This window comes from Hymenobacter oligotrophus, assembly GCF_003574965.1.
GTDB lineage: Bacteria > Bacteroidota > Bacteroidia > Cytophagales > Hymenobacteraceae > Solirubrum > Solirubrum oligotrophum.
Genome location: NZ_CP032317.1, coordinates 2,611,585 through 2,631,578 on the forward strand (window position 1 = coordinate 2,611,585; position 19,994 = coordinate 2,631,578).

The window sequence follows — 19,994 nt, forward strand, 5'->3', positions numbered from 1 at the left end:
ATTTTAGCCCGTCAAGCCTCGCCGAAATACCGTTGGTGGGCCGGCAGCATGCTATATTTGGCTGAAACGAGCTCATTGCACCTCGGGCTCGTTTAGCATATGGCAACTCTTCCAACCGCCGACTTTGCGCTGCTGTTCAATGCGTTGCCAGCACCCTATTGGGCCATTTGCCCCGCTTCGGGCCGCATTATAGCGGCAAACGAGGCCGCGGCCCAGTTACTTGGCCGCTCGCCCGAGCAACTGGCCGGCCAACCCGCAACCGAGGCTTTTGCCGCCCACGGCCTAGCACCCGATGCCTGGGTCCAAGCCCTGGCCGCGGCGCAACAAGCCCCGGCCGGCACGCGCCTTGCCCTAGGTGCGCTGCAACTTGCCCTTACGCCCGTAGCCGAGCCCGGCGGCCAACAACCGCGCTACCTGCTGTGCCGGGCCGAGGCTACCACTCCACCCCAGGCTACCGCCCCAACCGCCCCGCTGCACTTGCGCCTGCAGCGCTTGCTGCGGCAGTTCGATCAGCTGCCCATGCACTTGGTGGTGCTGCGCGGCCCCGATCACGTAATCGACTATTTATCGGCGCAGGCACGCCCGTTTATTGCTGATAATTCGCTGGGCAAGCCGGCCCGCGACTCGCACCCCAGCCCAGGCCCGGCCATGCTGGCTTTGTTTGACGAGGTGTACCGCACAGGCGAGCTGCAACGCGTCGATAACGTGCCCGTTGCGCCGCTCAACGGCGGAGCCGGCGCGCGCTACATCAACATATCCTTGCACCCGCTCCACGATTCGCACGGGCGCATTGAGGGCGTACTGATGGCGGGCCTCGACGTAACGGAGCAGTTGCGCACCCAGCAGGCTGCGGCCTCTGCCTCGGCCGAAACCCGCCGCCAGCAAGAGGAATTTCGGTTTCTGGCGGAGTTTATTCCGCAGCTGGTGTGGGCCACCGATGCTGCCGGCCAGCAGCAGTACGCCAACGGCCGCTGGCACCGCTACACCGGCCAGGCCCCAGCCGAAGCCGCGCCGCGCTCCTGGACAGCCTTTTTGCACCCCACCGAAGCCGCCGCGGCCGAGCAACACTGGCAGGACTCGCTGCGCAGCGGCATGCCCTACAAAGCCGAGTGCCGCATCGGCAACCCCGAGGGCCACTACCGCTGGTACTTAGTGCAGGCATTGCCCCTGCGCGACGGCAACGGCAGCATTACCAGGTGGTTTGGCACCTGCACCGACATCGACGACGCCAAGCGCGTACAGCAACGCATGCTGGAGAAAGACCGGCAGCTGCAGCAAATCCTAGGTCAGGTGCCAGCCTACGTGGCCAGCCTGCTGGGGCCGCAACACATTTGCGCGTTTGCCACGCCCAACTTTGCCGAGCTGCTGGGTGGGCGCCTGCGCGTAGGAAAGCCGGTGGGCAGCAGCGTGCCCGAGCTGCTGGAGCAAGGCCTGGTGCCCATGCTCAACGAGGTGTTTGCCTCCGGCACCACCATCCGGCAGCACAACTACCCGCTTACGCTGCCCCAGCAGCCCGCCCCGCGCTACTTCGATTTCACGCTGCAGGCCTTGCTCGACGAGCAGGGCCGCACCCAGGGCGTGCTGCTTTTCGCCATCGAGGTTACGGAGCGCGTACGCACGCAGCAGCGCAGCGAGCAGCTGGCCGCCGAGGTAAGCCGCCGCGATGAGCAGATCCGGACCATGACGGAGGCCCTGCCGCTGATCAGCTACATTCAGCAAGCCGATGGGCACCCGGCCTACATCAGCCCGCAGTGGTACGCCTACACGGGCTGCAATCCCAACGATGCGGCCGCTGCTTGGCCGCAGTACCTGCACCCAGCCGAGCGCCTTGCTTGCATGGCCAGCTTCGAGCGGGCGCGCCGCCAACAAACCCCCTGGACGGGTAAGTTGCGCCTGCGCCGCCACGACGGCCAGTACCGCTGGCACCTAGGGCGCACGCTGCCCATGCACGACGAGCAGGGACGCGTAACGCAGTGGTACGGCTCCGTAATTGATGTGCACGAGCAACTGGAGTTGCAGGAGCGCCTGGCCCGCTCCGAGGAGCGTTTTCGTTTCCTCACGCACAGCATTCCGCAAATCATCTGGACGGCCAACGCCCAGGGCCACCTGGATTACCTGAGCCCGCAGTGGTTCCGCCTTACGGGCCAAGACCCGCTCGACCCTACCCTGCTTGGCCCCGATAAAGGCTGGGCACAGGCCGTACACCCCGACGACCTAGGACCGGTGCAGCAACGCCTGGCCCAAGCCCTGGCCGACCGCCTGCCTTACGCCCTGGAAATACGCCTGCGCCGCCGCGACGGCCAGTACCGTTGGCACCTGGCGCGGGGCATCCCCGAAATAGATTCGCGCGGCGCGGTGCTGCGCCTCTACGGCTCCTCCACCGACATTCACGAGCAGTACGAGCTGCACGAAGAGCTGCGCGCCTCCGAGGCGAAGTTTCGCTTTCTGGCCGATAGTATTCCGCAGCTGGTTTGGACGCTGGAGCCCGACGGCAGCGTTGATTTCCTGAACGAGGGCTGGCTGGAGTACACGGGCATGGGCGTGACCGAAGTGCGCAACGACGGCTGGGCTGGCCTGGTGCCCCCAACCGAGCGCGACAAAGCCATGGGCGTGCTCAACGAAAACATTCGGCTGGGGCGCTACCACCAGCAGGAAAACCGCCTGCGCCGCCACGCCGACGGCCAGTACCGCTGGTTTTTGCACCGCGCCCGCCCCATGCGCGATGCCGAGGGCCGCATCCTGAAGTGGTTTGGCACCAGCACCGACATCGACGATTACAAGCGGTTTCAGCAAGAGCTGGAGGAGCGCAACGCCGATCTGATGCGCATCAACCAGGACCTCGACAACTTCGTGTACACGGCCTCGCACGACCTCAAGCAGCCCATCGACAACATGGCGGGCATTTTTGCCGAGCTCACGCGCATGGCCCGCTACGACGACCCCGATGCCCCCGGCCTGGCCGCCATGTTTGAGCACTCGCTGGAGCAGATTTACGACACCATCAACGACCTGAGCGAGCTGGTACAGGTGCAGAAGCTAAGCCAGCAGGTGCCGGCCGAGCGCGTAAACCTGGAGCTGCTAACGCAGGAAGTACTGCAGAGCATTCGGGAGCAGGTGCGCAGCACGGGCGCCGTCGTCGAAACCGATTTTTCGGCGCTGCCGGTGGTGTTGTTTGTGCGCCCCAACCTGCAAAGCGTATTGTACAACCTCATCAGCAACGCCGTTAAGTACGCCTCGCCCGAGCGCGCCCCGCGCATTCGGGTGTACTCGGCCCTGGAAAACGAGCAGGCCGTGCTGGTGGTGCAAGACAACGGCTTGGGCATTGATTTGGAACGCTACGGGGCCGAGCTGTTTCAGATGTTCCGGCGTTTTCACGACCACGTGGAGGGCTCGGGCATGGGCCTGTACTTGGTGCAGCGCATTGTACAGATGCACGGCGGCCGCCTGGAGGTGCAAAGCCAGGTGGGCCAGGGCACCACTTTCTGCATTCGGCTGCCGCAGCGGTTGGCGGGTGCGGCAACCTAGGCGCGCCGGCCGTACTTTGCGGGCTCGAAACGTATTCAGCTGCCATGCCCGCCCCCACGCTTTCCTCCAAACTGCCCGACGTAGGCACCAGTATTTTCGCCGTGATGACGCAGCTGGCTGCGGAGCACGGCGCCATCAACCTGGCCCAAGGTTTCCCCGATTTCAACCCGCCCGCCGCGCTTACCGAGGCCCTGCAGCGCCATACCCTAGGTGCCCAGCACCAGTACGCGCCCATGCCCGGCCTGCCCCGCCTGCGCGAGCTGATTGCCGCCAAAACCGCTGTCGTGTACGGCGTACCTGCTCCCGACCCCGCAACCGACGTAACTGTAACCACCGGCGCTACCGAGGCCCTGTACGCCGTGCTGGCCGCCGTGGTGCAGCCCGGCGACGAGGTGGTGGTGCTGGAGCCGGCCTACGACCTCTACGGCCCAGCCATTCGGCTGCAGGGCGGCACGCCCGTGTACGTACCGCTTACGCTGCCCGATTTTCGGCCCGATTGGGACCGGATCAAAGCCGCCATTACGCCCAGCACGCGCCTCGTGATGGTGAACACGCCGCACAACCCCACCGGGGCGGTTTTCAGCCACGCCGATTGGCAGCAGCTGGCCGAAATTCTGGCGCCCACGCAGGCGTTTTTGCTGAGCGACGAGGTGTACGAGCACATGGTGTTCGACGAGCGGCCGCACCGCTCGGCGCTGCAATACCCCGAGTTGCGCGAGCGGGCTTTCGTGCTGTCGTCGTTTGGCAAAACCTACCACGCCACCGGCTGGAAGGTGGGGTACTGCGTGGCCCCGCCGGCCCTGAGCGCCGAGGTGCGCCGCGTGCACCAGTTTGTTACGTTCAGCGTGAGCACGCTTTCGCAGCTGGCCATTGCCGATGTGCTGGGCGACGAGGCCTCGTACGACTACCTGCCCGCGTTTATGCAGCAAAAACGCGACTTGTTTGGCGAGCTGATGCGCGAGACGCGCTTTGAGCTGCTGCCCTCCGAGGGCTCGTACTTTCAGCTGGCCCGTTACCACCGCATTGCCCCCACCGAGGACGACGTAAAGTTTGCGCGCCGCCTTACCACCGAGGCCGGCGTAGCCGTGGTGCCCGTATCGGCCTTTTACCACAACCAAACCGACCACGGCCTCGTGCGCTTTTGCTTCGCGAAGCAAGACAGCACCCTGCGCGCCGCCGCCGAGCGCCTGCGCCAGTTGTAGCACACGCGCTAATGTCCGCCCACCGGCCGCGCCACACTGCTTGCACTGTGGCGCGGCCGGTTTGCTTTTTTCGTGGATGATTGCTTTGGCCCGAAATTGTGTTTGCGCCCAGTATTAGGTAACATGCCGGATATTCCGCTACGCTCTACCTCACCATCACCTGTGCCCGACCTAACCGTTTCATTTGTTCAGGCTTCGCTGCAATGGCACAAGCCCGAAGACAACCGCGCCGAGCTGGCCTCGCACATCGACGCCATTTCTATTGCCACCGACTTACTGGTGCTGCCCGAAATGTTCACGACGGGCTTTAGCATGAACGCCGCCCAACTGGCCGAGCCGGTAGAGGGCCCCACCTTGGCCTGGATGCGCAACCTGGCCGCCTCGCGCGATGCCGTGGTTACCGGCAGCGTAATTACCGAAGACGACGGCCGCTATTACAACCGCTTGCTGTGGGTGCGGCCCGATGGCACCTTCAGCCACTACAACAAGCGCCATTTGTTTCGGATGGCCGGCGAGCACGAGGTGTACACCCCGGGCCAGCACCGCTTGGTGGAGGAGTGGCGCGGCTGGCGCATTTGCCCCCTGATTTGCTACGACTTGCGCTTCCCGGTGTGGAGCCGCAACAACGCCACCGAACCCTACGACCTGCTGCTGTACATGGCCAACTGGCCCGCCGCCCGCCGCACCGCCTGGATTACCCTGCTGCGCGCCCGCGCCATGGAAAACCTGGCTTACACCATGGGCGTGAACTGCCTCGGAACCGACTTGCGTGGCCAAACCTACGAAGGCGACTCGGCCCTGCTCGACATGAAAGGCGAGTACCTGGTAGAAGTAGGCAACCAAGAAACCAGCATTACGCGCACCCTGCGCCGCGCCGACCTCGAGGCCTACCGCATGCGCTTTCCGGCCCTGCTGGATGGCGACACCTATGAACTAGGAGCATAGCAGCACCGCGCCGTGCGCGGGTGCCCGCTGATCCTACATGGTTTTGGACCTAGGCGCCCAACCCTGCGGCTGGTTTGGCTCACGAGCTGCCAGCTGCTACTCAGCAACCGAAAACCGCTGTACCCCGCGGCGGCCTTCGGCATCGGTGACTTCGAGTAGGTACACCCCCGCCGCCAACGCCCGTACGCTGAGCTGATGCTTGCGTGCGGGCGTGCGGGCTTGCAGCACCAACCGCCCCCGCAAATCGCGCACTAGCACGCTTGTGGGTGCGGCGGTTTCAACTACCACTTCGGTGGTGGCGGGGCTGGGGTATAGCTGCAGCTGCAGCACGGCGGCCTGGTTGCGGGTGCTGGTAACGCGGTTGCGCGTGCCGTAAAGCAACAAACCGCCCGTTTCGAGGCCCACTACAATTTCGGGCGCGCCGTCGTTGCCAAGGTCGGCGGCTACCACGTGGTTGCGGGCGCGGTTGTTGGCGCCTAGGTGGGTTGTCTCGTACTGCCCGGTGCGGCTGTTGAGCACCAAATCGGTGCGCTCCACAAAGGTGCCGTTTTGGGCGCGGTAGTTGGCGTACATCCGCAGCACGCCGGTGTGGTCGATGGTAAGCAGGTCGGGGGTGCCGTCGCCGTCGGCATCGGTTACGGTGGGCGCTAGGGTAAACGGCCGCTCGCCGTTGGCCATTCTGATGCGGCCGAAATCATCGTTCAGCAAGCTAAAGCTCTCCTCGAAGGGCTGCGCGGGATTGCGGCGGTAGTACAGCAGCGAGCCAACGGTGTTGTTGGAGTTGGTACCGAGCAGCAAATCGAGGTTGCCGTCGCCGTCCACGTCGGTAAAGCAGGGCGTATCGCCAGCGGTGTTGCCTAGGTTGCGCAGGTAGGTAAGCTGCGCGGCATTGAAGGCGGCCGGCTGGTTAGCAGCGGCCGTGTTCAGGAAATAAAACACAAACGAGGCGCCCTGGTGGGTAGCGCCAAAGGCCAGGTCCACGGCTCCGTCGCGGTTGAGGTCGGTGAGGGTGGGGCGCAGGCCGCGGAAGTTGCGCGCCGACAGCCCTAGGTAGTCGGCGTTGGCGAGGCTGAACACCGGCCGGCTGCGCGTACCCACGTTGCGGTAAAAGGCCATGGTGGCGCGGTAGTTCGTTTCGGTGAACGGCGCGCCGTACTGCTCGCCGTGGTTGGCCACGAGCATATCTACCAGGCCATCGGCGTCGAGGTCGGCAAACGCGGCGGCAGCGCCCTCGCTCACGTCAAGCATTTCGTCGGTCAGGAAACCCGCCGGGCGGCGCACGTAATTGGGTGCAGCGGCCGTGCCCGTATTCTCGAACAGCAACACGTTGTTGCGCAGGCTTACGCGGTCGGTGTTATCGAGCAAACCCGAGGCTACCACCAAATCGGGCTTGCCATCCTGCGTGGCATCGAGGCTGAAAGCCACCGGGTAGTTCACCAACGAAACCGCACCTAGGCCGTTGGGCAACGTGGCCAGTTGGCTGCTGCTGTTGGTGGCGGCCAGCTGGGCGGTGCCGGTGTTGCGCAAGCCCACGAGCTCGGGGCACCCATCACGGCCCAGAAGCAAATCTTGGTCGCCATCCTGGTCGAAATCCTGCAGCAACAAGCCAAAGCCGCCGGTGTGGTTGGTGCCGTTGGGCCGGCAGGCTACCCCGCCCGTGGCGTAGCCCGTGCAGGTGCTAAAGCACGACATGATGCCGCCCCAGTAGTCGCTTTCCTGCCGAAATTGCAAGCCACCGCAACTGCCGCTGGTGTTGCGGAAATACTGCAAGTAGCTGCCGCTGGCAAAGTCGAACGACAGGATATCGAGCCGCCCGTCGCCGTCCACGTCCTGTATGGCCGGAATATCGTAGCCACCTAGGCGAATGTTGAAATTGCTTGGCCCCGAGCCCAGGCTGTAAGTTAGCTGGTTGCTGATGAGCTGAAACGCGGGCCGCCCGGCAGCATCGGGCACGTTGCGAAACACCCGCACGTCGCCGCCCCCAATCTGCGTCCAGAGGTCGGGGCGGTTGTCGCAGTCGTAGTCGCGCAGCAAGGCCCAGTTCTGCAGGTCGCCGGGGAACAGGCTTTCGTACTCGGGGGCGTATTGCCAGCCGCGCCCGCCGCTGACGGTGGGCACGCTCAGGTAGGTTTGCACGCGGTTGGTCATCCGCTCGAACACAAACAAATCCTGCTGGCCGTCGGCGTTCAAATCGATGCTGGAGAACTGCGGACTATTCAGCCCGCCTGCCCAGGCCAGCGGCAGCTCGCCCGCGCCGTTGCTAATGCCCGCCGCTTGCGGCTGGTACTCGAGGCCAAACTGGGCGGTTTGGGCCAGGGCACCTAGGGGCAGCAGCAAGGCCAATACGGCAGGTAGCAATCGGGGCATAACGGGCAGAAAAACAGAAGAACGACGACAAATGCAGAACGAGCACAAACAAATAACAAAATTTGCTGCCGGGGTTTCTCGCCCCTGCTACGTTTAATCCTGCCGTATGCTGCTTTCCGACACCACCGCCGACCTTTACGCCCGCTTTCAGCAGTGCCGCGCCGTAAGCACCGACACGCGCCAGCCGCAAGACGGCACCTTGTTTTTTGCCCTGAACGGCCCCTCTTTCCGGGGCGCGGCGTTTGCGCCGCAAGCCCTCGAAAAAGGCGCGTTATTTGCCGTGGTAGACGATGCCGAGCTGGCCGCCGCCAACCCCGAGCGGTACTTCTACGCCCCCGATACCCTGCTGGCGCTTCAGCAGTTGGCCTTGTTTCACCGCCGCCAGCTGGGCAGCATGCCCATCGTTGCCATTACCGGCTCGAACGGCAAAACCACCACCAAGGAGCTGCTGCACGCCGTGCTCAGCCGCCGCTTTCGAGTGCAGTACACCCGCGGCAACCTCAACAATCACATCGGCGTGCCGCTTACCTTGCTCACCATCAGTCCCGAAGCGCACGACATGGCCGTGGTGGAAATGGGCGCCAACCACCAAGGCGAAATCGACAGCTATTGCCAATATGCCGAGCCCACCCACGGCCTCATCACCAACATCGGCAAAGCCCACCTCGAAGGCTTTGGCGGGATTGAAGGCGTGGCCAAAGGCAAAAGCGAGCTGTTCCGCTACCTAGCGGCGCACTGCGGCACAGCTTTCGTGAACACCGCCGATGCCCGCCTGCCCGAGCTGAGCACGCCCGTAGCCCAACGCATTACTTATCCTAGCGCCGGCGACACGTACCCCGCCAAGCTGGTGGCCGCTGCCCCGCACGTAAGCCTGCGCTTGTTCGATGGCACTCCCATCGAGGCTGCTATCACCGGTGCTTACAACTTCGTAAACTTGGCCGCTGCCGCCGCCGTAGGAGCCCACTTCGGCGTACCTACGGCCGATATTGCCGCGGCCCTGGCTAGTTACGACCCTACCAACAACCGCTCGCAGCTGGTGCGCACCGAGCGCAACCAGGTAATTCTGGATGCTTACAACGCCAACCCCAGCAGCATGGCGGCGGCCATTCTCAGCCTGGCGGCCCGCCCGGGCGAGGCCAGCCAAAAAGTGGCTCTGCTGGGCGATATGTTCGAGCTAGGGGCCGAGAGCGAAGCCGAGCACAGCGCCCTAGGTGATTTGCTAGCCCAGCAGCAGTTTGGCACCGTGGTGTTGGTGGGCAAGGATATGCACCACGCCCTGCGCCCCGGCTTTCAGCACTTCGTCACCAAAGCCGAAGCCACCGACTGGCTGCGCCAACATCCACTCGCCGAGCGCCAAATTCTGGTAAAAGGCTCGCGCGGCATGGGCTTGGAAACCCTGATGGAGCTGCTGTAAGGTTTACTCCCCAAACAAGAACGCCCGCACAAACTTGTGCGGGCGTTCTTGTTTGGGGCAGGCTGTGCTCAAAAACCTAGGGCAACGTTGGGAGTTGCCTAAAATGGCGAGTCGAAATTGGCCAGCAGCGGGTGCACCTCGTCTTTGGGCGACACGTTCGGGTTCTCAACCCCCCACACAATGCCCAGCTTGGGGTCGTTCCACATCAAGCCGCCTTCGGAAGCCGGGTGGTAGTAGTTCGAGCATTTGTAGAGGAAGATGGTATCATCTTCGAGAGCCAAGAAGCCGTGGGCAAAGCCTGTGGGTACATACAGCATGTTGGCCCGCGCGGCATCGAGCACCACCTTGGTGTGCTGGCCGTAAGTCGGCGAATCGCGGCGGATATCCACCACCACATCGAGGGCGCGGCCTTTGGCTACGCGCACCAGCTTGGCCTGCGCATAGGGCGGGCGCTGAAAATGCAGCCCACGCAGCACGCCAGCCGCCGACGACGATTGGTTGTCCTGCACCCAGTCGTCCTCGATGCCGGCTTTTTCGGCCAACAACCGGGCGCTAAACGATTCAAAAAAGGCGCCGCGGGCATCGCCAAAAACACGCGGAACAAGCTCGATTACACCAGCCAGCGGGTGCTTAATTACTTCCATCGGGGGAGTAGAATACAGGAGTCGGTAAATACAGGGGCTCGTACGTACGCGGCAGCAAGTTAGGCAGTTTGACGGCTGCCTTGGCGCCGCAGGCCCACTTTGTCCACTATCTGCAGGTACTTCTGCAATACAATACGTTCGTCAAATTTTTGCTCGGCGAGCTGGCGCGAGGCTTCGCCCATGCGGCGCAACTCGGCATCGGGCAGGCGCAGCACCTGCAGCATCTTGGCCCCTAGGTCGTCGGCCGAGCGCACCTGGCACAGGTAGCCGTTGTGGCCATCGAGCACGGTTTCGCGGCAGCCGGGCACATCGGTGGTAACCAGCGGCTTGCCCATGGCGGCGGCTTCGAGCAGGGTTTTTGGCGTGCCTTCGCGGTACGAGGGCAGCACCACACAGTTAGCTTGCCGAATGTGGGCCGGCACATCGTCGGAGGTGCCTAGGTACTCTATGTTGCCGGCCTGCAGCCACTCCTCGAACACGGCGCGCTTCACGCCTACGCCGCCCGATTCGTCGATACCACCTAGGAGTTGAAAGCGCGTGCCGGGCACTTGCGCGCGCACCTGCCGGGCAGCCTCGAAGTACTCCTCCACGCCTTTTTCATACAGCACGCGGGCAATCATCAGGAACACGAACGGCTCGTGGCGCACGGGCGCAGCCGGGTCGGGCCGGTACTTATCTACATCGATGCCCGAGCCGGGCAGCAAGTCGGTAATTTCCTGGCGCACCAAGTTGTGCTGCAGAAACAGCTGCCGGTCGTCGTCGTTCTGGAAAAATACGCGCTTCGGGAATTGAAACGCGAAGCGGTACAGCCCCAACGCCACCTTGCTCACGAGGTTCTTCACGATAAACACCGTGCCCAGGCCCGATACGTTGTTGACGCTGGGCACGCCCGCCAGCTTGGCCGCAATGGTGCCGTAGATGTTGGGCTTGATGGTGTACTGCAGCACCACGTCGGGCCGCTCGCGGCGGTAGATGTCGTAAAAGCGTTTGGTAAGCAGGGCGTCTTTCGCGGGGTTGGTGCCCTTGTTTTCCATGGCAATGGGCACGTAGCGGCAGCCCAGCTCGGTTTCGAGCCGTGCGGAGTAGGCATCGGGCGGGGCTATGGCCAGCACCTCGTGGCCGGCTGCCTGCAGGGCCCGCACCAGGTTGCGCCGGAAATTCCAGATGTTCCAGCTGGTATTGATAACGATGGCAACACGCATAAAAAAGCCGGCGCTAGGGGGCGCCGGTTTGCAAAGGTAGGCAGTTCCAGTTTGGTGGGTAGCACGGCTACATGCGGAATGCTGCCTTGAAAACGAGTGTTCATACCTAGCAATACGTTGCCTTTGGGCTGCATTCACCATTCCCCGGCCACGACTGTTGCCGTATTTTTGTCCGCTCACCTCCTTACCTATGCTTACCATCGCCTTTTATGGCCTTTTCTGCGTCACTTTTTCGGCTGTCGCTCGCATCCTGCGCCCTGCCTATGGTGTGGCGGCCCTGCTGGCCCTAGGTGCCTGCACCGACAGCGCCTCGTCGGAGGCCACGGCCCCGCAGGCCCAACCCGAAGCCGCGGCTCCGGCCGAAGCCGCCCTGGCCGATGCCGGCAAAACCCTGTTTCTGCAAAACTGCGCCCTTTGCCACGGCGAAAACGGCAAGCTGGGCCTCAACGGCGCCCACGACCTTACCAAGAGCAACCTCAACCAAATGGGCCGCGAGTACATGGTAACCAACGGCTTGGGCAAGATGCCCGGTTTCAAAGGCCAGCTCACGCCCGAGCAAATTTCGCAGGTAGCCGCCTACTCCCTTACGCTGCGCTAGCCCGCCGCACCTAGGGACGCCGCCCGGCTGGCCGCCATTGCCGTATACTTACCGTACCGCAAGCCCGCCGCCCGGCGGGCTTGCGGTGTTCCCATCCTTCTCTCTCCCGAACCTGCAACCATGGGCAACCCCTCTTCCAAACGCCGCCAAAACAGCACCCGCCACCCCGGCGCCACCGACTCGGTAAAGGGCCGCGTGGGCCGCATGCTGGCCAAAGGCAACAAAACCCCTACTTACGAAACCGCCCACGAGGCCGAAAAAGCCGTGCTGGTGGCCGTGCCCGACAAGCGCGAAGACGACGCCCGCATCACGGAGTCGCTCGACGAACTGGCGTTTCTCACCGAAACAGCCGGCACCGTACCCATCAAGCGCTTTGTGCAAAAGCTCGAAAAGCCCGACATCCGCACGTTTGTGGGCTCGGGCAAGCTCGAGGAAATCCGGGCCTACGTACAGCACGCCGGCGCCACCACCGTCATCTTCGACGACGACCTTTCGCCCTCGCAGCTGCGCAACCTCGAGAAGGAGCTAAAGGTGAAAATCCTCGACCGCACGCTGCTCATCCTCGATATTTTTGCCCTGCGCGCCAAAACCGCCACGGCCCGCACGCAGGTAGAGCTGGCCCAGTACCAGTACTTACTGCCCCGCCTCACCGGCCTCTGGACGCACTTGGAGCGCCAGCGCGGCGGCGTAGGCATGCGCGGCCCCGGCGAACGGGAAATTGAAACCGACCGCCGCGTGGTGCGCGACCGGATTTCCTTGCTGAAAGAGCAGCTCAAGGATTTTGATAAGCAAAGCCAAACGCAGCGCAAATCGCGCACGGGCATTGTGCGCGTGGCCCTGGTGGGCTATACCAACGTGGGCAAGAGCACGCTTATGAACCTGCTGAGCCGCGCCGACGTGTTTGCCGAAAACAAGCTGTTCGCCACCGTCGACTCGACGGTGCGCAAGGTGGTGCTCGAAAACGTGCCCTTTTTGCTCTCCGACACCGTTGGGTTTATCCGGAAGTTGCCCACGCGCCTGATCGAGAGCTTTAAATCGACGCTCGACGAGATTCGCGAGGCCGATTTGCTTCTGCACGTGGTGGATATTTCGCACCCCATGTTCGAGGAGCACATCCAGGTCGTCAACGACACGCTCAAGGACATCGGCGCCGTTGACAAGCGCACGATTCTGGTGTTCAACAAAATCGACCAGTACAGCACCGACGTGGATATTGCCCAGCACCTACACGAGGTGGAACCCGACCACGACGAAGACCTAGTAATGCGCGAGGAGCACCAGCACCGCCCTTCGCTGGAGCAGCTTAAAAGCTCGTACATGGCCCGCATGCACGACCCGGTCATTTTTGTGTCGGCGCAGGAGCGCGTCAACATCGACGAGCTGCGCGACATGGTGGCCCGCCACGTGCGCACCCTCTACGAGCAACAGTACCCCGGCCAAGCGCCCTTCGCCGATTTATCGGCGTACACAGCGGAAACCGAATAGGCTTTTTACCAGACGTTTGCACGAGCCGCGGCCTTAGGTCTGCGGCTCGTTTGCTTTAGTGGAGCACCCCAACAGATAACGCGACCGGCTAGTTGACGACTCTACAAAAGATTAACTTTCTATTAAACAGTTATATATTATTTATCTAATTAAAAATTTCTTAACCTATTCTTTGCAATACTGTAAAATACTCGTCTATTAACAGACCACTTTCTTACTCTTTTAACCAAACACCTCTGTATGAAGAAAACTTTCTACGCATTTGCCCTGCTGGGCTTGAGCTTTGGTACCTCCCTGACGGCTGCCGCGCAAGGTACCCGCGATAAAGAAGTACGCCAGCCCGTAGTGCGCGGCGGCGAAGAGTTGCCCGAGCGCTCCTGCGCCTCGATGGATGTGCTGGCCGCTCAAATGGCCGCCGACCCCTCGCTAGGTCAGCGCATGGCCAACATCGAAGCCCACACGCGCTCGTTTGTGGCCAACGCGGCCGGCCGCCGCACTGCCAATACCACGCCCATCACCATTCCGGTAGTGGTACACGTGGTGTACAACACGGCTGCCCAAAACGTATCGGACCAGGCCATTGCCAACCAAATTGCGGTACTAAACCAGGACTTTAGCAAAACCAACGCCGATGCCAGCCTCACGCCCGGCATTTACGCTGGTGTAGCCTCGGCCGTAAACGTGCGCTTTACGCTGCAGCAAGTAGTGCGTCGCCAAACGCGCACTTCCTCGTTCAGCAGCAACGACGCCGTGAAGCAAACCAAGCGCGGCGGCAGCGACCCGGTGCTGCCCAGCAAGTACCTCAACCTGTGGGTGTGCAACCTGTCGGGCGGCCTGCTGGGCTACGCCCAGTTCCCCGGCGGTGCCCCCGCCACCGACGGCGTAGTGGTGCTGTACTCCTCGCTGCCCAACGGCACGGCGGCCAACTACAACCTAGGCCGCACCGCTACCCACGAAGTGGGCCACTGGCTAAACCTGCGCCACATTTGGGGCGACGCCACCTGCGGCAACGACTTTGTAGGCGATACGCCCACGCAGCAAACCAGCAACGGCGGCTGCCCGGCTTTCCCGAAAATCACCTGCAACAACCAAGGTGATATGTCGATGAACTACATGGACTACACCTACGATAAGTGCATGTACATGTTCACGGCAGGCCAGGCCGCCCGCATGGAGGCCGTGTTTGCCGCCGGTGGGCCGCGCGCCGCAATGGCCACTACCACCGCCACGACTGCCGCCACCAAAACCGCGGTTTACCCCAACCCCGCTACCGATGTGCTGAACATTGGCGTGCGTACCTCTGAGCACGCCACCGTTACCGTGTACGACATCCACGGCCAGGAAATGCGCGGTGCCCGCTTCGACGCTGCCACCGGCCAAGTACACGTAGAGGGCCTGAACAAAGGCCTGTACCGCATTGCCATTACCGATGGCCAGCAGGTAACGCAGCAGAGCTTCGTAAAGGAGTAAGCGCAACGCTACATCTGGCTGAAAACACAAGAGCCCGCCTTGGTAACAGGGCGGGCTCTTACATGGCGCAAATTCGTGAGAAAAAGATTTTACGTGGTTGCGCTATCGAATTAACCATCTGAGACACAATAAATAACATAGTATAATAATTACTTAAATAAGTACAATTTATAATTATCACTAGCAAAAGTACAGAATTGGATCAACTAATCCATACCCAATCCGATCCACAATACAAATTTTTATCAATTTTGAATTTATTGTAATATTTAGTTGCGAATCCGTGTCCTATTAGCATAATTGTCAGCCCTTAATTTCGATTTTATTATTTCCCTGCCCCTCTTTCTCCACAACCAAACCATTTTTCATGAAGAAAACCTTTTACGCTGCATTGGCCTGCTTGGGCCTGCTCGCATCGGGAGCCAAGGCACAAACGACACCCGTTCGTCAGTGTGCCACCATGGAAAACCTGGCTAGCCAACTAGCCGCCGACCCCACGCTGGCGCAGCGCCGTGAGGCAATCGAGGCCCAGGCGCAATCTTTTGCGGCGCGCCCGCAAACCACGGCCCAGCGCGGCACCGCCGTTACGGTAACCATTCCGGTGGTGGTGCACGTGTTGTACAACACCACCGCCCAAAACATTTCGGATGCCCAGATTCAGTCGCAGATTGCGGTGCTGAACGAGGACTTCCGTAAGCTGAACGCCGATGCCTCGAAAGTGCCCGCCGCCTTTGCTGGCCTGGCCGCCGACGCCGGTATTCAGTTTACGCTCGCCAAGCAAGACCCCAACGGCAACCCCACCACGGGCATTCAGCGCAAGCAAACCACGCGCACCTCCTGGGGCACCGACGACCAGATGAAGAGCGCCGCTACGGGCGGCCTGAGCGCCTGGCCGGCGGGCAAGTACCTCAACCTGTGGGTGTGCAACCTGTCGGGCGGCGTGCTCGGCTACGCCCAGTTCCCGGGCGGCCCGGCCTCTACCGACGGCGTGGTAATCCTGACGACGGCATTCGGCAAGGGTGGCTCGGCTACGGCGCCGTTTAACCTAGGCCGCACCGGCACGCACGAGGTAGGCCACTGGCTGAACCTGAACCACATTTGGGGCGACGACAACGGCGCCTGCACCGGTACCGACAACGTTTCGGACACGCCCAACCAAGGTGGCCAGAACTACGGCTGCCCCAGCTTCCCGAAGGCTTCGTGCTCGAACGGCCCGAACGGCGACATGTTCATGAACTACATGGACTACACCGACGACGCCTGCATGTACATGTTCAGCACGGGTCAATCGACGCGCATGAACGCGCTGTTTGCCACGGGCGGTGCCCGCGCTTCGTTGCTCACCTCTACCGGCGGCACGGCCCCCGGCACCACGCCTACCCCCACCACGCCCACCTACTGCGCCTCCAAGGGTACCAACACCAGCTACGAGTGGGTTGACCTGGTGCAGCTGGGCTCGATTAACCGCAGCTCGGGCAAGGATGCCGGCTACTACAACGGCACGGCTCTGAGCACCACGGTGGCCGCGGGCTCAACGCAAACCATCTACTACTCGGCGGGCTTTGCTTCTTCGGCTTACACCGAGTACTGGAAGATCTACATCGACTACAACCAGGACGGCGACTTCGCCGACGCGGGCGAACTGGTGGCCAACCGCTCGAGCAGCAGCAGCTCTACCCTGAGCAGCGCCTTTACGGTGCCCACCTCGGCCAAGAGCGGCAAAACCCGCCTGCGCGTGGTAATGAGCGACAACTCGGCCACCACCAGCTGCAACGGCTACAGCTACGGCGAAACCGAGGACTACTCCATCAGCATCAGCGGGGGCCTACGTACCTCGGGTGCCAGCGCGGCTACCGCCGCCGACTACAAACTGTTCCCGAACCCGGCCGCCGACGTGCTGAACCTGGTACTGCCGGCCGAGCACAGCCCCGCCAATGTGCAGGTGGAAGTGCTCGACGTGCGCGGCGCGGCCATGAAGCAAGTGCGCTACGATGGCTCGGGCATGCTGCAGGTACAAAGCCTGCCGGCCGGCGTATACACCCTGCGCGTGCAGGATGGCGGCACCGTGGTGCACCAGCGCTTTGTGAAGCAATAACCCAGGGCACCCGCCCCGACAACCGATCAGCCCGCTCCGCCCTAGGCGAAGCGGGCTTTTTCGTGCCTGGCAGGCAGCACCGAACGGGTTTTGGAGCAGCCCGCTCCTAGCCCCTAGGTGCTTCCGATAACTATTTTGCCAAGGCAGCAGTAGAGCAGAGTTGCACCCCGAAGCTCCGGCATTCCCGATGAAAACCCTTTACCTAATGCGCCACGCCAAGTCGAGTTGGAACTTCGACGGGCTGAGCGACAACGAGCGCCCCCTCAACAACCGCGGCCGCACCGATGCTCCGCAAATGGGGCAGGCCCTGGCCGGCCGCAACATCCAGCCCGATATGCTGGTGAGCAGCCCGGCCGTGCGCGCCCTAAGCACCGCCGCCCTGGTGGCCAAGGAGCTGAACTACCCGCCCGACAGCATTCGGGTGATACCGGGCATTTACGAAGCCGACGCCGAGCACCTCATCGACATCATCAGGGAGCTACCCGACGAAGCCAGCAGCGTACTGCTTGTGGGCCACAACCCTACCCTCACCGATACGGTAAACAGGCTGTCGGCGCACAGCCTGAACGACCTGCCCACGGCCGCGGTGGTGTGCCTGCACTTTCATACCGAGCGCTGGGCCGAGGTGCATCGTACCAACTCCGAGTTCTATTTCTACGACTACCCCAAAAACCACCACGATGAGTAGCTGAGCGCGTAAGTACGGCAACCGCGTTGTCTTCTTCCCGTTCGTTTGCCCGGCTGCTTTTGCTTGTTATGCCGCACCCTGCCACTTCCCCTTCGGCCCCACCACCTGCCGAGCCCACCCTGCACAACCGCGAGCTAAGCTGGCTAACCTTTAATGCGCGGGTGCTGCAAGAGGCGCAGTGCCCCGATGTACCCTTGCTGGAGCGGCTGAAGTTTTTGGCCATCTTCTCCTCCAACCTCGACGAGTACTTTAAGGTACGGGTGGCCACGCTGCGGCGCCTGCAAAAGCTCAAGCGCAAAACCCGCGCAAAGCTCGGCAACGACGACCCCGCCGCCGAGCTGCAGCAAGTGCTGGAGGAAGTGCGCCGGCAGCAGGAGTTGTTTGGTGCCACGTTTCGCGAGCAGCTGCTGCCCGAGCTGCACCGCCACCACATTCATCTGATTACGGAGCGCGACCTCGACGAGGAACAGCGCCGCTGGGTGCAGCACTACTTCCGGGAGCAAGTGCAGGATTTGCTTTCGCCCATGGTGCTCGACGACAACCTGCACTACCTGTTTCTGAAGGACCAGACGGTGTACCTCACGCTGTACCTCACGCAGCCCGCCAAAGGCAAAAAAACCGACGACGAAGAGCGCGTGCTGGTGATGGAGCTGCCCACCAAGCGCCACGGCGGCCGGTTTGTTGAGCTGCCCGCACGCGGGCCGGAGCGCTACGTAATGTTTCTGGACGATGTAATCCGGTGCTGCGCGGCCGGGCTGTTTCCGAAGTTCCGCGCAGTAGAGGTGCACAGCATTAAGATTTCGCGCGATGCCGAGCTCGACATTCAGGAGGAAGTATCGGACAACGTGCTGGCCAAGATTAAGAGCAGCCTGAAAAAGCGCGAAACCGGCTACCCCGCCCGCTTGCTCTACGACCCTACCATGCCCAAGCCGGTGCTGCGCGCCGTGATGCAGAAAACGGGCATCGGGCGCGAGGAGCTGGTAGAGGGCAGCCGCTACCACAACTTCCGCGACTTTTTCGGATTTCCGGGGTTTGGCCTGAAAGAGCTGCAGTACGCGCCGCAGCCGACCCTGCCCCACCCCACCTTGCCGCGCAAAGACGAGCCGATGCTGGCGGCCATTGCCCGCCACGACCACCTTATTCACTTCCCGTACCACTCGTTTGATTACGTAACGCGGCTGCTGCGCGAAGCCGCCAAAGACCCCGACGTAACCGACGTGGCCGTTACGCTGTACCGCGTGGCCGACAAAAGCGCCGTAGCCAAAGCCCTGTTGAAAGCCGCCCAGCACGGCAAGCGCGTAACGGTGGTGGTTGAGCTGAAGGCACGTTTCGACGAAGAATCGAACATCCGGTGGGCCGAAAAGCTGGAGCGAGCCGGGGCCACCGTTATTTACGGCGTGCCCGAGCTGAAAGTACATGCCAAGCTGCTGGTGCTCACCCGCCAGGAGGATGGCCAGCCGCGGCACTACGCCTACCTAAGCACCGGCAATTTCAACGAAGACACCTCGCAGATATACGCCGACCACGGCCTGTTTACGGCCGATGCGCGGCTTACCGGCGAGGCGCTGCGCTTGTTCGATTTTTTCCGGAGCCGCACCCCGCCGCAGGGCTTCGAGCACTTGCTGGTAGCGCCCTTCGAGCTGCGCCAGCGCCTGCACCAGCTCATCGATACCGAAATTGGCAACGCGCAGGCTGGGCAAGAGGCGTACATTATTTTGAAGCTGAACGCGCTACAAGACGAGGAAATGATCCGGAAGCTGTACGCGGCCAGCCAGGCCGGCGTGCGCGTGGAGCTACTCATCCGGGGCATTTCGTGCTTGGTGCCGGGCCAGCCCGGCCAAAGCGAAAACATTTCGCAGCGCGGCATCGTGGATCGGTACCTCGAGCACGCCCGGGTTTACGTGTTTGCCAACGGCGGCGAGGAGCGGGTGTACATCGCCTCGTCGGACTGGATGACGCGCAACCTCGACCGCCGCGTGGAGGTGGCCTTTCCGGTGTACGACACGGCCGTACAGGAAGAAGTGCGGCACCTCTTGGATTTGCAGCGGCAGGACAACACCAAATCGCGCGATTGGCAGAACGAGCTGCTGCGCGGCCCCGCCGACGCCAAACCCGTGCGGGCGCAATTTGCTACCTACGAGTACCTGCGCAAAAAACGCCGCAAAAAGTAGCTTGGTTGGCAGCTAACAGCTGTTAGCTGATAGCTATTAGTTGGCACCTAGGGCTAGTCGAACAGTGTAGCGCGGACTTTGTAGTCCGCGTCCACGGATAGTATTCTTAATCATTGCGCACTGTAGCGCGGACTTCAGTCCGCGCTACAGTGCGCTACGTCCCTAGGTTCGAAAATAGAAATTACTAT

At 62.2% G+C, this 19,994-nt stretch carries 13 protein-coding genes; 10 read left to right on the plus strand and 3 right to left on the minus strand.

Translation table 11 applies throughout. The features are described 5' to 3' along the window. Window positions 1-99 precede the first annotated feature (99 nt). From D3Y59_RS11175 to D3Y59_RS11185, 3 genes are all read left to right on the plus strand, one after another. A complete protein-coding gene (locus D3Y59_RS11175) occupies window positions 100-3,525 on the plus strand; it encodes a PAS domain-containing protein (RefSeq protein WP_119445127.1) in 3,426 nt (1,141 codons plus the stop codon). Window positions 3,526-3,569: 44 nt separating this feature from the next. Beyond that, window positions 3,570-4,727, plus strand: coding sequence for a methionine aminotransferase (locus tag D3Y59_RS11180; protein WP_119445128.1), 1,158 nt, complete (start codon window positions 3,570-3,572; stop codon window positions 4,725-4,727). A 162-nt stretch (window positions 4,728-4,889) separates the two neighbouring features. After that, entirely contained in the window at window positions 4,890-5,672 is a 783-nt protein-coding gene (locus D3Y59_RS11185; protein ID WP_119445129.1) for an amidohydrolase, read from the plus strand. A gap of 96 nt (window positions 5,673-5,768) precedes the next feature. Here the strand turns inward: D3Y59_RS11185 and D3Y59_RS11190 are convergent, their stop codons facing one another. Beyond that, complete coding sequence (locus D3Y59_RS11190) at window positions 5,769-8,039, minus strand: T9SS type A sorting domain-containing protein (RefSeq protein ID WP_162910700.1); 2,271 nt, start codon at window positions 8,037-8,039, stop codon at window positions 5,769-5,771. Window positions 8,040-8,145: 106 nt separating this feature from the next. Between D3Y59_RS11190 and D3Y59_RS11195 the strand changes: the two genes are divergently transcribed. Further along, on the plus strand, window positions 8,146-9,453 hold the full coding sequence (locus D3Y59_RS11195; RefSeq protein ID WP_119445131.1) for a UDP-N-acetylmuramoyl-tripeptide--D-alanyl-D-alanine ligase: 1,308 nt from the start codon (window positions 8,146-8,148) through the stop codon (window positions 9,451-9,453). Between the two features lie 98 nt (window positions 9,454-9,551). On the opposite strand, the gene rfbC is transcribed toward D3Y59_RS11195, so the two are convergent. Both rfbC and D3Y59_RS11205 read right to left on the minus strand, forming a co-directional pair. Continuing rightward, complete coding sequence (gene rfbC, locus D3Y59_RS11200; protein WP_119445132.1) at window positions 9,552-10,097, minus strand: dTDP-4-dehydrorhamnose 3,5-epimerase; 546 nt, start codon at window positions 10,095-10,097, stop codon at window positions 9,552-9,554. Between the two features lie 59 nt (window positions 10,098-10,156). After that, window positions 10,157-11,299: a glycosyltransferase family 4 protein gene (locus D3Y59_RS11205; RefSeq protein WP_119445133.1), complete on the minus strand. Its 1,143-nt coding sequence runs from the start codon at window positions 11,297-11,299 to the stop codon at window positions 10,157-10,159. 190 nt (window positions 11,300-11,489) lie between these two features. On the opposite strand from D3Y59_RS11205, the gene D3Y59_RS11210 reads away from it, so the two are divergent. The 6 genes from D3Y59_RS11210 to ppk1 all read left to right on the plus strand — a co-directional run bounded on the left by D3Y59_RS11210 (window position 11,490) and on the right by ppk1 (window position 19,806). Continuing rightward, window positions 11,490-11,897, plus strand: coding sequence for a c-type cytochrome (locus D3Y59_RS11210; protein WP_119445134.1), 408 nt, complete (start codon window positions 11,490-11,492; stop codon window positions 11,895-11,897). 204 nt (window positions 11,898-12,101) lie between these two features. Then, the gene (gene hflX / locus D3Y59_RS11215) at window positions 12,102-13,382 is read left to right on the plus strand and encodes a GTPase HflX (RefSeq protein WP_119446436.1); all 1,281 of its coding nucleotides are present in this window, start codon (window positions 12,102-12,104) and stop codon (window positions 13,380-13,382) included. 240 nt (window positions 13,383-13,622) lie between these two features. Beyond that, the gene (locus D3Y59_RS11220; RefSeq protein WP_119445135.1) at window positions 13,623-14,852 is read left to right on the plus strand and encodes a M43 family zinc metalloprotease; all 1,230 of its coding nucleotides are present in this window, start codon (window positions 13,623-13,625) and stop codon (window positions 14,850-14,852) included. 367 nt (window positions 14,853-15,219) lie between these two features. Beyond that, window positions 15,220-16,947 (plus strand): GEVED domain-containing protein, encoded by a 1,728-nt coding sequence (locus D3Y59_RS18820; RefSeq protein WP_162910701.1) that lies wholly within the window; start codon window positions 15,220-15,222, stop codon window positions 16,945-16,947. A gap of 187 nt (window positions 16,948-17,134) precedes the next feature. Then, entirely contained in the window at window positions 17,135-17,635 is a 501-nt protein-coding gene (locus tag D3Y59_RS11230; protein WP_119445136.1) for a SixA phosphatase family protein, read from the plus strand. A gap of 68 nt (window positions 17,636-17,703) precedes the next feature. After that, entirely contained in the window at window positions 17,704-19,806 is a 2,103-nt protein-coding gene (gene ppk1 / locus D3Y59_RS11235) for a polyphosphate kinase 1 (protein ID WP_119445137.1), read from the plus strand. Window positions 19,807-19,994: the final 188 nt, after the last annotated feature.

Bases quoted from the DNA above. Each gene is read 5' to 3' on its own strand.
- D3Y59_RS11175 (WP_119445127.1), top strand. From the start codon at position 100: ATGGCAACTCTTCCAACCGCCGACTTTGCGCTGCTGTTCAATGCGTTG.
- D3Y59_RS11180 (WP_119445128.1), top strand. From the start codon at position 3,570: ATGCCCGCCCCCACGCTTTCCTCCAAACTGCCCGACGTAGGCACCAGT.
- D3Y59_RS11190 (WP_162910700.1), bottom strand. From the start codon at position 8,039: ATGCCCCGATTGCTACCTGCCGTATTGGCCTTGCTGCTGCCCCTAGGT.
- D3Y59_RS11195 (WP_119445131.1), top strand. From the start codon at position 8,146: ATGCTGCTTTCCGACACCACCGCCGACCTTTACGCCCGCTTTCAGCAG.
- rfbC (WP_119445132.1), bottom strand. From the start codon at position 10,097: ATGGAAGTAATTAAGCACCCGCTGGCTGGTGTAATCGAGCTTGTTCCG.
- D3Y59_RS11205 (WP_119445133.1), bottom strand. From the start codon at position 11,299: ATGCGTGTTGCCATCGTTATCAATACCAGCTGGAACATCTGGAATTTC.
- D3Y59_RS11210 (WP_119445134.1), top strand. From the start codon at position 11,490: ATGCTTACCATCGCCTTTTATGGCCTTTTCTGCGTCACTTTTTCGGCT.
- hflX (WP_119446436.1), top strand. From the start codon at position 12,102: ATGCTGGCCAAAGGCAACAAAACCCCTACTTACGAAACCGCCCACGAG.
- D3Y59_RS11220 (WP_119445135.1), top strand. From the start codon at position 13,623: ATGAAGAAAACTTTCTACGCATTTGCCCTGCTGGGCTTGAGCTTTGGT.
- D3Y59_RS18820 (WP_162910701.1), top strand. From the start codon at position 15,220: ATGAAGAAAACCTTTTACGCTGCATTGGCCTGCTTGGGCCTGCTCGCA.
- D3Y59_RS11230 (WP_119445136.1), top strand. From the start codon at position 17,135: ATGAAAACCCTTTACCTAATGCGCCACGCCAAGTCGAGTTGGAACTTC.
- ppk1 (WP_119445137.1), top strand. From the start codon at position 17,704: ATGCCGCACCCTGCCACTTCCCCTTCGGCCCCACCACCTGCCGAGCCC.